The sequence below is a fragment of the Negadavirga shengliensis genome (assembly GCF_042652345.1).
In the GTDB taxonomy this organism is placed as follows: Bacteria; Bacteroidota; Bacteroidia; order Cytophagales; family Cyclobacteriaceae; genus Negadavirga; species Negadavirga shengliensis.
Window position 1 is genome coordinate 86,935 of record NZ_JBHSJJ010000009.1, and the last position, 13,458, is coordinate 100,392.

Annotated in this window: 10 protein-coding genes; 5 read left to right on the forward strand and 5 right to left on the reverse strand. The window is 45.6% G+C overall.

All coding sequences use genetic code 11. The annotated features are described in order from the left end of the window. Window positions 1–95: 95 nt before the first annotated feature. From ACFPFU_RS15970 to ACFPFU_RS15980, 3 genes are all read right to left on the reverse strand, one after another. A complete protein-coding gene (locus ACFPFU_RS15970) occupies window positions 96–1,322 on the reverse strand; it encodes an alkaline phosphatase family protein (protein WP_377065819.1) in 1,227 nt (408 codons plus the stop codon). Window positions 1,323–1,428: 106 nt separating this feature from the next. Continuing rightward, window positions 1,429–3,219 (reverse strand): RagB/SusD family nutrient uptake outer membrane protein, encoded by a 1,791-nt coding sequence (locus ACFPFU_RS15975; protein WP_377065821.1) that lies wholly within the window; start codon window positions 3,217–3,219, stop codon window positions 1,429–1,431. Window positions 3,220–3,232: 13 nt separating this feature from the next. Next, window positions 3,233–6,493, reverse strand: a complete 3,261-nt coding sequence (locus tag ACFPFU_RS15980; protein WP_377065823.1) for a SusC/RagA family TonB-linked outer membrane protein — start codon at window positions 6,491–6,493, stop codon at window positions 3,233–3,235. Window positions 6,494–6,686: 193 nt separating this feature from the next. Between ACFPFU_RS15980 and ACFPFU_RS15985 the strand changes: the two genes are divergently transcribed. Further along, on the forward strand, window positions 6,687–7,286 hold the full coding sequence (locus ACFPFU_RS15985; protein WP_377065825.1) for a TetR family transcriptional regulator: 600 nt from the start codon (window positions 6,687–6,689) through the stop codon (window positions 7,284–7,286). Here ACFPFU_RS15985 and ACFPFU_RS15990 read toward each other — a convergent pair. Next, a complete protein-coding gene (locus ACFPFU_RS15990; protein ID WP_377065827.1) occupies window positions 7,250–7,501 on the reverse strand; it encodes a CBU_0592 family membrane protein in 252 nt (83 codons plus the stop codon). The genes ACFPFU_RS15985 and ACFPFU_RS15990 overlap by 37 nt on opposite strands. Window positions 7,502–7,655: 154 nt before the next feature. Between ACFPFU_RS15990 and ACFPFU_RS15995 the strand changes: the two genes are divergently transcribed. From ACFPFU_RS15995 to ACFPFU_RS16005, 3 genes are all read left to right on the forward strand, one after another. Then, window positions 7,656–9,362 carry a GMC oxidoreductase gene (locus ACFPFU_RS15995; protein WP_377065829.1) on the forward strand — a complete coding sequence of 569 codons (1,707 nt, stop codon included), beginning with the start codon at window positions 7,656–7,658 and terminating at the stop codon, window positions 9,360–9,362. A gap of 10 nt (window positions 9,363–9,372) precedes the next feature. Beyond that, entirely contained in the window at window positions 9,373–9,966 is a 594-nt protein-coding gene (locus ACFPFU_RS16000; protein WP_377065831.1) for a gluconate 2-dehydrogenase subunit 3 family protein, read from the forward strand. Between the two features lie 66 nt (window positions 9,967–10,032). Further along, complete coding sequence (locus ACFPFU_RS16005; protein ID WP_377065833.1) at window positions 10,033–10,962, forward strand: endonuclease/exonuclease/phosphatase family protein; 930 nt, start codon at window positions 10,033–10,035, stop codon at window positions 10,960–10,962. Window positions 10,963–11,054: 92 nt separating this feature from the next. On the opposite strand, the gene ACFPFU_RS16010 is transcribed toward ACFPFU_RS16005, so the two are convergent. Then, a complete protein-coding gene (locus tag ACFPFU_RS16010; protein ID WP_377065835.1) occupies window positions 11,055–11,933 on the reverse strand; it encodes an AraC family transcriptional regulator in 879 nt (292 codons plus the stop codon). A gap of 238 nt (window positions 11,934–12,171) precedes the next feature. Between ACFPFU_RS16010 and ACFPFU_RS16015 the strand changes: the two genes are divergently transcribed. Then, window positions 12,172–13,416, forward strand: a complete 1,245-nt coding sequence (locus tag ACFPFU_RS16015) for an FG-GAP repeat domain-containing protein (protein ID WP_377065837.1) — start codon at window positions 12,172–12,174, stop codon at window positions 13,414–13,416. Window positions 13,417–13,458 lie beyond the last annotated feature (42 nt).

Below are 13,458 nucleotides of genomic sequence, written 5' to 3' on the forward strand. Positions count from 1 at the left end.
CAAATTATATTTCTTATCATATGGTGATTGGGATGAGTCACTAAATTAACACCCCAACCACCAACAATTATTCTGTTTTTATATAAATGGTCGCATTATTCTTCTTGATCATTTGCCGCCCACACGTTAATAAAACCCTGGGGAAGTTCCAGCACTACCTTAAGGTTTTTATAGATTACTTCAAGGTCAAAATCCGCTGTCTCTTTGGCCAGCGAAACCTCTCCAATCAATTGATACGTGTCTGTTTTTCCAAACCGGAACTGGTTACCAGGCGTTACCCAAACCAAAGCTTTCTCCCCTTTATCATAGGATCTCCAAGCCAATGTCAATTTCTTTCCTGCAAGTTTTCCCTGAAGTTCCGCAGCAAACGGCTCTCCCAACAAAGAAACGCCATCCAGTTCCATCGCATGGTTTTTGGGAATGCTGATGCCCATAAAAGCGGCGATGGTCGGAAAAATATCCACAACCCCTGGCTGATTGTTAAAATGTTCATTGAATTTTTTGTTACTGACTATCCAAGTAGCCCTTTCTTCATCCGACTGGCCCCCATGATGAAAACCCCCGGTCTCCCTGCCATGGTCTGTAGTGATCACCACCAGCCAATCCTCATCAAAGGCTTGCATCCGCCTCTGGACAGCCTCCCAAATAAGGCCTACCTGTCTATCGGATGCCTGTATGGCCGCATCCATCTCAGGGCTTTCGCCAAACTTATGCCCCATGTCATCGGTATATTGCAGGTATACCCAAGTAAGATCAGGTCCCTTCTTATCGATATCCCGGGCGGCATACTCCGCCACCATCTGGTCTATTTCATGGATATACAGGCTTTGGTCATCATGCGGAAACCGGACAGTATCCAGTTCAAACCCATCAAAATGATAGTCCAGCTGAAGATTTCCGGTTTCCGGCAGATTTTCGCCCACCAATTTGGTCCGGTTGTCCAACCAAGTTGAATAAACAGCGGTCGTTTTATCCGGATAATTGGCTTTAAAATGCCTGAAAATGGTCCAGTAATGATAATTCGGATGCCGGATGCTGTTGTCTTTCACATTATGTTTGTTTACCCAGGTACCGGTAAGCAGACTGTTATAGCCTACCGCGGATATGGTAGGTGTCTCTGAATAGCCCCCTCTCTGCCCTCCCACATAAGCGGCAGCATAGCCTCCGTCTTGTGAAATCCGGTCCATATTGGGGGTTGGGGCTGCCTCCAATAGAGGGCCGGGTATACCGTCCAGGATGATAAACACCGTTTTGCGCTGCTGGGCATGAAGGTGGAAAGTGAAGAAAAAAGCAACCAAAATCAATAAAGAAATTCGTGTCATATTTTTTAATATGGATTAAATACAATGGCATTTGACTTATTAAATTGCAGACCTTCCAGGTTTTTGAAACCTGGAAGGTCTGACTTTGATAGTAGGTTGGCGGAATTTATTCCCATCCAAAAATCTGTTCAAGATTGGGGTTGAGAACGACTTGCTGTATAGGAACAGGCCGGTAATAATATTTAGGTTCCATAAATTGTCTTGGGGCAGTTTCGGTAACCAGGGTACCCCCATTGACCCCATTTCTCAAATATACGGTTACGTTATCATTTACGGTGCCTGCCCGGTAATAAATCAGTCTTTCTCCCAGAGAATTGGTTTCTTTTTGGGGGTCGGATGGTATATTGCTGTCCTTGTCTATCAAAATGATATCTTCCACCCCATCTCCAGTCAGGTCATACTTGCCCAATCCAGGGAAGTACATGCCTTCGGGGATTCTTTCCAAAAGTTTTCCGGCTCCCCATCGCATCAAATCATCAAACCGGTATCCTTCCAGGGCAAACTCAACCCTTCTCTCCCGCCTGATTTCCAACAATACGCCGGTCATGGGACCGGAAACATTCGGATACTTTTCCATCAGTCTGGCATCAGGAGAACTGTTGGCCGCTGTAAGCTCCAGGGGGGGCATTCCCGCCCTGTTTCTCAGCCGATTGACGGAAGCATCCAGATCAGATTGGGTAAGGGTTCCCAGTTCGGCTTTTGCTTCGGCATAGGTCAGCAGCACTTCCGCATATCGCATCACCGGAAAATCAAGGCTGCCTATGTCCACATTATCGATGGTATTGTTATATCCTTTCTGCTGAAAGTATCCCGTAAAGTTTCTGTTCATCAAAGGGATAAACGGACCCGGGTCAGGGGAACGCACCCAACCGGGATAAACCAACGTCTGGCTCAGCCTGGGATCACGATCCTGAAATTCCTCCACATACAGGAAAGTTTCATATCCCGGAATATCTGTAAAACGTGATCCATCTCTCATCAGGTAGGTCTGCACCAAGTCTCTGGAAGGGGATTGCTCATAAGTTCCAAAGACCGTATAGTTGATATTGCTGCTGCGGTCTTTGCTCACATCATGGGGATTCACCAGAATGATTTCAGGGTTGCCCACCAAATTCAGGCTGTTGAACAAGGTGGCATAGTCTCTCTCCGGATTACCTGTCTGATAGATGGAGAAATTGCCGGAGGCGATTATTTCCTGGGATACATCCTCCGCGATGGTCAAAAGAGCCTGCGCTGTCTCCTGTATGTTCAATTCGGGATGGTATTTTCTGAAAGTGCCTTCATAAAGCGCCACACGCGCATACAAGGTTTTCACCGCCCAAATACCGGGGGTGCCGCTGGGTACCTGTTCACGGACATGTGCGGCGGCAAATTCCAGGTCTTCCAGGATCCGCTGCATCACCAATGCCCTGGGGTCTCTGGGTTTATAAAGGGCTTCATCTGTAGGGGCAAGGAGCTCCCCATACCAGGGCAGGTCGGAATACCTTTTCACCATATTGAAGTAAAACCATGCTCTGTAAAATCTTGCCAGCCCCTCGAAATGGTTGATGGCTTCCTGACTTGCCTGGGCATTGGCGATGTTATCCAGAAAATAATTGATGTTCCTAAGCCTGGCCCAGTCCCATCCTGCTGTAATGTTTTGGGAATTGGGACTGCCTGTCATGATACTTTTTACTTCTATCGCCCCGGTAGTGGCGAGATTGTCGCTGCTCTGGTCCTGTTCGTACTGCCCCATGCCGGGTAACTGCAGGAGACCGTTGACATAGAGTGCCAGGTCCTCTTCGGATTTGAAGAACTCCTCGGGGGCAATGGAAGTCTGTGGGTACCTGTCCATGAATCCGTCATCACAGGATGTCAGAACAGACAGGATCAGTAAATATATATAAAGCCTTTTCATAGTATCTGTATTTTTATAAGTCAATATTCAATCCGAACGAATACCTCCTTTGAAAGGGGTAAGACCAACTGTAACCGTTGTTCACGCTTTCCGGATCCACAAACTGTTTGATGGCTGAAAACTCATACAGGTTTTCTCCGGTGGCAAAAATCCGGATACGCCGGGCCTTGATCCTTCTTGCAAGCTCTGTAGGCAAAGAATAACCTATGGAAAGGTTTTTCACCCTCACATAAGCCGCATTCAGCAAATATTCCGTCTGGGGAATATCCAGCCCTGAGCCATAGTTGTTGTCAGCAAGCCAGGCTTGGAGAACCGGATACCTGGAATCAAGGTTAACATCGGCCAGGCCTGCATCCAGGTACGCACGGCTGTGCATGGCCCTTAACTGCTCATTATCAGCCTCTCCCCTGTAAAAATCCAGGTTCCAAGGGTATATGTTGGCATATGGCTGCTGATAAGGTCCCCAAAACAGGTAATGTCTGGGGTAATAATCCTGCCGGCCGACCCCCTGCAAAAACAGGGAAAAATCGAAGCCGTTCCAGGACAGGTCTATATTCGCTCCCAACTGATAACGGGGACGGCTATTGCCAATTACGGTCAGGTCTCTTGGGTCCTGTTCCGAAAGCCCTCTTTCTATTTTTCCATCACCGTTTAAATCCACATATTTAGGCCATCCGGGTACGATATCAAGCGCGCCCCAAGGGATGATCGCTGACTGGTCAAGCTGACTGATTTCATCCTCGTTTCTGAAAAGCCCATCATTTATCAGACCCCAAATTTCACCAATTTCCTGCCCCACTCTGAAATTCTCTACCGTTTCTCCATTTTTGATCCTAGAAAACAGCTTTTGTTCATTTTCAAAGCTGGTAATCCAAGAGCGGGAATCCGCTACAAACAACCGAGTGGTTAACTGCACAGGTTTGTCGGACCTGCCGAATTGATTCCGGTAGGACAATGAAACCTCCCATCCTTTCGTCTGCAAATCGGCCGCATTCTGCTGAGGAGGGGAAGTCCCCAACACTCCCGGCAGTTCCACGGGATCGGTAAGCATGCCTTTGGTGTTCCTGATGAAGTAATCAAACGACGCAAAAAACCTGTCATCCCAAAAACCCACATCCGCTCCGAAATTGGTGGTGACCACCCTCTCCCAGGTATAATAATAGGGATCAACGGCCAGCTGAGGGGCAGAAGAAATGACCACTTGCCTGTCTCCCCCTATCAGATAGTTGGAAAACTGGGTCGGTAAGGCCTGAATGTAGCCGAAATCAGCAACGTTCTGATTGCCAAGACTCCCGTAAGAAGACCTTAATTTGACGGTCGGCGATGATGTCATCCCAACATCTTGGAAAAATCTCTCGTCACTGATGATCCATGCTCCTGAAATGGATGGAAAGAATCCCCATCGATTGGAACTGGGAAACCTGGAAGAACCATCATAGCGGCCATTGAATTCCAAAATATACCGGTCCAGCAGGGTGTAATTGGCCCTGCCAAAAAGACTTCTTGTCGCAAAGGAACTGTAAGCCGGGGTAATAAAGGAGTCGCCCGTGGTCAAGCCCATATAAGGAAGAGATGAAGAAATCAAGACCCTCCTCTCCGCCTGTACGGAAGATAATACATAACTTTCCTGATTATAGCCAGCGAGAAGATTGACGGTATGAGCCCCCATCTTTTTGGTATAATTCCCATACAGATCCAAGATCGTGTTCTGTAAAGTCTCATTTCTTTCAACCACAGCGCCATCCCCTCCTTCCATTCTGACATCCTCCGGCCCAAAACCTATCTCAAACTTCCGCCTGTCCCAATGGTATTTCCATTGTTCCCTCTTAAAACTTGCGTTTCCGGTAATGGAAAGGTCGCCGTTCAAAAAGGTGCCCGTGCCTCTTATGATGTTGTGAAACCCGAACATGTCTTCCTTGTTTCTGCCACCGTCTGAGAGTCGGGCGGCCAATCTTCCGGCTCCGGTGTTGGCCCAGGTTCCATCGGGATTTTTTGCCACTTCAATTGGGGTCAGGTAATAAATATCAGTGATGGTAGTAGTAGGATCCGCCCTTTCCGTCTGATAAATGTTCAGGTTGTTGTCCACCTTTAGCCACTTTTTAGGTAAAGCAGAGACCCTGGCCCTAAGGGAATACCTGTCCCAATGATCCGGCGCCAATTTGTTCATTCCGTTTTCCTTGGTATAGTCTCCGGACAAATAATAGGTAATGGGCATATTGTCAACATTGGCGCTCCCGCTGATGGCCAGGCTTTGATTGGTGGAAAAACTTGCCGGATTAAAAAAGTAATCATACCAATCATTATTACCCATATAAGCCCAGCGGTTGGGGTCATTCGGATCGATTCTCACATCTTCTACAGATGGATTTTCTGATCTTTCCTTGGCCCACTGGTAATGAAAATCATTAAAATTGATATAATTCCAAGGGGTATTGCTGGTGGACTGATCCATGACCCGGGAATAAATATAAGGGTCGGTTACCGGCTGTGGTAACACGGTGGGTCTTCCCCAGGTAAAATTGCTGTTATAACTGACAAGCTGGGTTGTCCCACCTTGTTTCGTGGTGATCAAGACCACGCCAAATGCCGCCCTGGCGCCGTAAATGGCAGCAGAAGCCGCATCCCGAAGTACTGAAAACGATTCGATATCCGCGGGATTCAATCGCAGCAAGTCCTCATATCTACCCGCTACACCGTCAATGACAATAAGGGGTCCGCCTCCGTTGATCGACGTAAACCCACGGATATTGATATCGGGCACCGTGCCTGGCCTTCCACCCGAGTAGGTGATATTCAAACCCGGACTTACACCCTGCAGGCCCTGCATGACGTTGGCCACGGGCCGGTTGATAATCTGTTCCCCCGATACCTGGTCTACAGCTCCCGTGAGGTTGATCTTTTTCTGGGTGCCGTAACCTACCACGACCACCTGTTCCAATAGTGTCTCCTCCGGCATCAAGGTAACATCAATGGTGGTTCTGTCGCCCACGACCAGGGTTTGTGTTTCGAAACCGATAAACGAATAAACCAATTCGGCTTCCGGCGACGCTACCTGGATACTGTATAGCCCGTCAATATCCGTAATGCTGACATTGGTAGCGCCTTTTTGGTAAACAGAAACCCCTGGTAAAGGCAGGCCTTCCGCACCATCCGTGACGGCGCCTGATACCGTTACCTGTGCCTGGGCTGTCATCATGTTGATCAGAAGCAACGCCATGCATTGCAAGAGTCCCCGGCTTCCGATCTTTCTTAAGCGAAGTAAATGTGTTTTCATATATTAGTAAAAGAGAAGTGAACACTGATAATGAATATCATGCAAATTAAAACAGGATTGTTACTTGAATATTAACCAATTATTAGCAAATATTTATTGAACATTCATTCAATATTAAATAATTTAATTGTAAATTCAAATGGTAATTAATTACTAATTTTTAATTATTTTTGATTTTTAATTTTATAATATTATGAAAAAAAAGATCAGAGACGTAAGAAAAACCGAGATCATTGAAGGTTTTTATGAGCTTTGTAAAAAAGACGGTTTGGAGAATACATCCATTGCCAAAATCGGCAAGTATCTGGGGATGCCTCCCAGTCTCATCATGCACTATTTCCCCAACAAAAGACTGCTCATTCTTGCTTTGATTGATTATATTTTAAAACATTACCAGTTGATTTACGAGCCCTTGTTGGAAAAATTCAAGGACGGAAGAAAAGTGGATTCGGAAGTTCTGGTCGGCAGGTTATTTTCCAGGGAATGGAACCTGCTCTTTGATGATGGGGTGTTTTACAGCTGCTATGCCTTGATTTTCAGGGATCCCACCATCAAAGAGGAATACAGAAAACTCCATTTAGAGTTGAGGAAAACCCTGCAGGAAATCCTTGACAAGGATGAGTACCTCAGAAAAGCAGACACGGCAGCGCTTTCAGAGAAAATATTCGTCATTATTGAAGGGGCCTATTATTACCTTTCCATGATTGAAGACGCTAAGGAGTATGAAGAAAAGCTGAACCATTTCAAGGAACAGGCTTATGATCTCTTGCGGCTGGAGCTTTTGCCGAATTGATATAAAGCCATGATGGCTATTGAGGCCCATACCCCATTTACCAGAATATTGGCATTGTCCCGAAAATGAAGCGCATTGATAATCAAGCTCATCGCACCCATAAGATTGAGCAGGTGATATGTCGTGCTTTCCTGTCTTAACCTTCCTTTTGACAATAAATAATAGGAAACGATAAAAAAGAAAGCCCCAAACCAGCCGATAATTTCATAAAGCATTTTGCTGTTTTTTTGTTAAACCTGGTATTGAATTACCCGCCCAATACCGTTTTTTATTTGGCCAAGCCGCAATATTATCAATATTAATTAAACTTGGTTGCCCGTTCCATGATTTTATTTAATTTTAGCCCACTTATCGAACCATAAAATACTCATGAGCAACCTGAACATCAAAGCCAAATCCGAAAATACTTTTGACGCCATCGTTGTGGGATCGGGAGTAAGTGGAGGATTCACGGCGAAGGAACTTTGTGAAAAAGGCTTGAAAACCCTGGTGTTGGAAAGAGGCAGAATGGTCACCCATCTGGAAGATTACCCCACCATGAACAAAGACCCCTGGGATTTCAATTATCAAAAAAGACTGACCAACAAAGAAAGGGAAGATCATTATGTTCAAATCCGGAGCGGCTTTATCAGCGAGGAAAACAAGCATTTCTACCATAATGATAAAGCGGATCCGTACGAGGAAAAGCAGCGTTTCGACTGGATCAGGGCCGATGTAGTGGGCGGAAGGTCTCTGATATGGGGACGGCAGTGTTACCGTTGGTCTGACCTTGATTTTGAGGCCAATGCCAAAGAAGGTATCGGCGTGGATTGGCCCATCCGGTACAAGGATCTGGCACCGTGGTATGATTATGTGGAAAGATATGTGGGCGTATCCGGAGAACCTTTGGGACTCTCCCACCTGCCAGACGGACAATACCTCCCTCCCATGGAAATGAACTGCCTGGAAAAACACATCAAAAAAGAGATTGAAAGCAAATTTCCAAACCGCTATATGACCATCGGCCGTGTGGCCAACCTGACCGTACCCCATAATGGCCGGGGAGCTTGCCAATCCCGTAACCGTTGTGCCAGAGGATGTCCGTATGGGGCATATTACAGTAGCGTATCGGTGGCATTACCTGACGCTGCCAAAACCGGAAACCTGACACTGAGGCCACACTCCATGGTCCATTCGGTAATTTATGATGAAGGCTCAGGCAAAGCCACCGGCGTAAGGATCGTGGACAGGGAGTCCAAAGAGATGATTGAATATCATGCCGGACTCATCTTTCTCAATGCCTCGGCACCGGGTACCGCCGCCATTTTGCTCAATTCTATTTCCAACCGCTACCCCGATGGCCTCGGAAACGACAGCGGAGAACTGGGACACAATATCATGGACCACCATTATAGGCTGGGAGCGTCCGGTACTTATGAGGGTTTTGAAGATGAATATTATAGGGGCCGCCGGCCAAACGGTATCTATATACCCCGCTTCAGGAACATCAATGCAGCCACCAGTACCAAGGAATTTTTACGCGGCTATGGTTATCAAGGAAGTGCTGGCAGGTTGAGTTTTAGCCGGGGCGCCAATGACAAAAACTTCGGGGCAGCTTTCAAAGACAGCCTGGTTCAGGCCGGTCCGTGGACTTTTGGCATGACTGGGTTTGGGGAAATTCTTCCCTATCACGAAAACCGCATGTATTTGGATCATGACCAACCTGACGAGTGGGGTTTGCCCAAAATGGTTTTTGATGCCAGTTATAAAGAGAATGAAACCGTCATGCGCGAATATATCAAAAACGACGCGGCTGAAATGCTGGAAGCTGCAGGCTTGAAAAACGTGGCTACTTTTGACGCCGGTGGGGCCATCGGTGTGGGTGTCCATGAAATGGGTACGGCACGGATGGGAAGGGACCCTAAAACATCCGTATTAAATGCCCATAACCAAGTCCATGGGATACCTAATTTGTTTGTAACGGACGGGTCCTGTATGACCTCTTCTGGCACGCAAAACCCCTCCATCACTTACTTGGCCCTTTCTGCCAGGGCAGTTGATTTTGCCACCACAGAAATGAAACGCAAAAACCTTTAATTATCCGACCATGAACAGAAGAGAAGCGTTAAAAAGCACAAGCATGATACTCGGAGTTGCCCTGTCCGGCAGCACGGTAGCAGCGCTTATGCAATCATGCGGACAAAGCACTTCCCTGAAGTGGACACCGCAGGTGCTGGAAAAAAAACAGGCCCAAACCCTTTCTGCCATAGTGGATAGGATCTTGCCAAAAACGGATACCCCTGGCGCAGTGGAAGTCGGTGTGGACGAATTCATAGACAAAATGCTCAGCCATGTTTTTCCCGATGAGGTCAAAAAGGGCTTTATGCATGGTCTGGACAGCTTCAATCAAAATGCCAAGGACAAATTCGGGGAAGATTTTATAAAATCCTCGCCTGATCAACAGGATCAGTTGATCAGGGAATATGAAGAAAAATCCGAACCCCTTCCCGGTTCCATGTGGGGCTTCTCATTTGGGGATCCCTCTTCTTTTCCTTTTTACAGGATGATGAAGGAATTGGCACTTTTGGGTTATTTCCATTCCGAAAAAATAGGCAAAGAAGTCCTCGCCTATGACCCTATTCCGGGCCCCTACCAAGGCTGTATTCCCTATGGCGATGTGGGAAAAAACTGGACGGAATAGGTTTATGGACGGTTTTTAAAATGCGTTTAAAAAATAAAATGGTATTTGAGATCAACTATTCCCCTTATGAAAAAGCATTATTTATATCTTCTTGTAACCGGTTTGATTTTGGGCACACACGGCCTTATTTGGGCTCAATCCCTGGATACTGCATCCAAAAACCTTAAAGTGATTTCCTATAACATCTACAATGGCTTCGACTACGGCAAAGACACAGAGAGGGAACAAGCTTTGGCGGAATGGCTGGCCTCTCAGCAGCCTGACGTGGTGGCGTTTCAGGAATTATGCGCTTTCACAGAGGAAAAACTCAAAACCTATGCATCCAATTGGGGTCATGACCATGTGGTATTACTGAAAGAAGACGGACACCCTGTGGGGATTACTTCCAACAAACCGATTACCGTCAAGAAAAAAATGCTGGATGGATTTTGGCACGGTGCCCTCCATGCCTCTACCCACGGTATCGATTTTGTAGCGGTCCATCTATGTCCGTCAGACTACGCTACCCGGATGCGGGAATCCGCATTGATTGCCAGCCAGGTGAAAGAAACCCTGTCTTCCCATGAAGATCCGCATATCATTTTGGGGGATTTCAACGCCCTTTCACCTTTTGACGCCCATTTGGACATGCTCCGCCCTGAGTTAAGGGAATGGTATTCAGAAATAGAGGCCGCAAATAAAAAGAAAGGGCATCAAACCCTGCTAAACGATCAGTTTGACTATAGTTTGATGGCCTCCTTTTTGGGATTTCCACTGATCGATGTATGTGCCCAAAAAGTGGACGGGGAGGAAAGGTTCAGTTTTCCAGCTCCTATCCATTTTGAGCCCAGAAGGAATCGGGAAGACATAGCCCCCCTAAGAAAACGTTTAGACTATATTTTGGCCTCGCCCAATCTGGCCCGGCAATGCGTTTCCGCAAAGATCATTAATGCCGGAATAGTTGATGATTTGTCAGATCATTACCCGGTTGTCGCTGAGTTTTCCATTCTGGAATGACGACTGAAGGTTTTTTGTGTGGGTTTTAACCAAAACTTGAAGCAATCCCTTAATCCCAAAGGTTCAAACACCATTTCCTAATGCCTATAATATTATTCTTCTTGAGACAAAAAATTCTCCTTGTATTTTAATGGAGTGACTTTGGTAATTTTCTTGAACTGACGTTGGAAATAGGAAAAATTATTGAATCCGCTTTCATAGCAAATTTGTGTGACGGTTAATTCGGATTCCATGAGTAGCCTGCAGGCATGTCCCACCCTTAGTTCGTTTATCATTTCGGAGAAAGTTTTGCCCGTTCTTTTTTTAAAAAACCTGCAAAAGGTGGAATTGCTCATGCTGATGAGAGAAGCCGCTTCTTCCAAATTGATGGTCTTTTTATAATTCAATAGGATATATTGATAAATAGTATTTACCCTTTCCACATCTGAGGAATCTACCGGATAGTGAAATGCCGGGCTGGAAAGTTCTTTGATTTCCTTGGAATGGGATAGAATGTTGAGTATATGGAAAAGCTGCAGTAATCTTTCAAAGCCATCTAAATACAGAATTTCCTCCATTTTTTGGGAGATGACTTCATTGGTTTTTCCATAAACTTTCAAACCCCTCATGGCTCTGGCAAACAGCTGGTTAATTTTTATCATTTCCGGTTTGTCAAAAAAATCTTTTCCCAAAAAGTCTTTTAAAAAATGGATGACTATTGCTCTTACCTTTAACTGATCATGTTCTTTTTGATAATATTTTTCATTGTTTCTATGGAAATGCGGCAGGTTAGGGCCAACGAAAATCATGTCGCCCGGATAAAAAAATTCCACATGATCGCCGACAAACCTTTTTCCTTCACTTTCGGTAATCACCGTCAGTTCAAACTCCGGATGAAAATGCCACGGAGTAGTAATATGGGACAATATATCCTCTTTGATCGCAAATGAACTTTTAGAAGTAACAGAAATTTTTTCTAGCAGGGGTTCCACAATTTTTTTGGTTAATGTGTTTTAATATGGAGAAAAAAAGTGAATTATACCCAATATTTGACAATATAGTACATAAAATCGCCCAAATAGGTGAGGGTTATATGATTTTTCAGTAGTAGATTTGTTTAAATATAGTTGCAATAACCAAAATAGACACAATATGCACCTACTTTTCAAATATTATTCTATCATTGATCGTTACAGTAAAACTTTCTATTTGTTCTTTTTTTGGTTCGTTATGGCTGGTATTTTAATGCACTGTACCGAAAGCAAAAGCGAAGATGATCAAGAGCAAATCAAACCTGTAGAAATACCTGATGTGAGCTGGGAACACGTCTCCACTACAACGGGCGACTTGGACGAACCCAATTCAGGCAACCAGCAAACGGCCACCTTGGTCTGTGACATTGACATGGACGGTGTCAACGATTTCTTTATTACAGAACGTACCAAAGGGCCTTCAGTATTATTGTACAGACGGACTGATGAAGGTTGGGACAGATACATAGTTGAGGATACACCGCTAACCATAGAAGCGGGGTCTGCTTTTCATGACATTGATGGAGATGGGGATTTGGATATCGTTTTTGGAGGGGACGGCAGGAGCAATGAAATCTGGTGGTGGGAAAATCCATATCCTGATTTTGATCCCACCACACCGTGGAAAAGACGCAACATCAAAAAGTCTGGAGCCAATAAGCATCATGACCAGATTTTTGCCGATGTCACGGGAAACGGTAAAATGGAATTGGTATTCTGGAACCAGGGAGACAGAAAACTTTTTGTAGCTCCTGTACCGGATCATGTTAAAACGGTGGATGTATGGGAAATCCATGAAATTTATGCCTATCCTGAAATCTATACTCCCCAAAAAGGGAGGTATCCCGGTTGGAAAAGGCCAAATGAACATGAGGGATTGGCCATTGAGGATATGGACGGAGACGGGAAAATGGACATTGTGGGAGGGGGTAGATGGTTTAAACATATCGATGGCTATAATTTTGAAGTACATGTTATAGATGAGGGATATGCCTTTACCCGGTCTGTGGCCGGGCAATTTGTACCTGGAGGCAGGCCGGAAGTAATGTTGTCAGCCGGTGACGGGGCAGCTCCTTTGGTTTTTTATCAATGGGAAAATGGGGAATGGAGCGAAAAGGTTCTGATTGACACCTTATATGATGGCCATTCCATCAATAAGGTGGATTTTAACGGGGACGGGCATTTGGATCTGTTTATCGCGGAAATGAACCTGGGGAACCATCCCGATAAACCGAAAGCAAGGATTTTATTGGGTGATGGAAAGGGCAACTTTGAAATACATGAGCTATTGGAGGGATTTGGGATGCATGAAAGTCTGATGATAGATCTGGATGGAGACGGGGATTTGGACATTCTCGGCAAGCCTTACACCTGGAAAGCGCCAAGGCTGGATATCTGGCTGAACAACGGGACGGGTAAAAGGCGCAGCCTAGGGGGCGGCTAACTTTCTGAAACACCGGATTGTTCTAAATACCGGTGTTGATGC

Excerpts from the sequence above, each read along its gene's own strand:
- ACFPFU_RS16005 (WP_377065833.1), top strand. The coding sequence starts at position 10,033 with ATGAAAAAGCATTATTTATATCTTCTTGTAACCGGTTTGATTTTGGGC.
- ACFPFU_RS15990 (WP_377065827.1), bottom strand. The coding sequence starts at position 7,501 with ATGCTTTATGAAATTATCGGCTGGTTTGGGGCTTTCTTTTTTATCGTT.
- ACFPFU_RS15970 (WP_377065819.1), bottom strand. The coding sequence starts at position 1,322 with ATGACACGAATTTCTTTATTGATTTTGGTTGCTTTTTTCTTCACTTTC.
- ACFPFU_RS16000 (WP_377065831.1), top strand. The coding sequence starts at position 9,373 with ATGAACAGAAGAGAAGCGTTAAAAAGCACAAGCATGATACTCGGAGTT.
- ACFPFU_RS15975 (WP_377065821.1), bottom strand. The coding sequence starts at position 3,219 with ATGAAAAGGCTTTATATATATTTACTGATCCTGTCTGTTCTGACATCC.
- ACFPFU_RS16015 (WP_377065837.1), top strand. The coding sequence starts at position 12,172 with ATGGCTGGTATTTTAATGCACTGTACCGAAAGCAAAAGCGAAGATGAT.
- ACFPFU_RS15985 (WP_377065825.1), top strand. The coding sequence starts at position 6,687 with ATGAAAAAAAAGATCAGAGACGTAAGAAAAACCGAGATCATTGAAGGT.
- ACFPFU_RS15980 (WP_377065823.1), bottom strand. The coding sequence starts at position 6,493 with ATGAAAACACATTTACTTCGCTTAAGAAAGATCGGAAGCCGGGGACTC.
- ACFPFU_RS15995 (WP_377065829.1), top strand. The coding sequence starts at position 7,656 with ATGAGCAACCTGAACATCAAAGCCAAATCCGAAAATACTTTTGACGCC.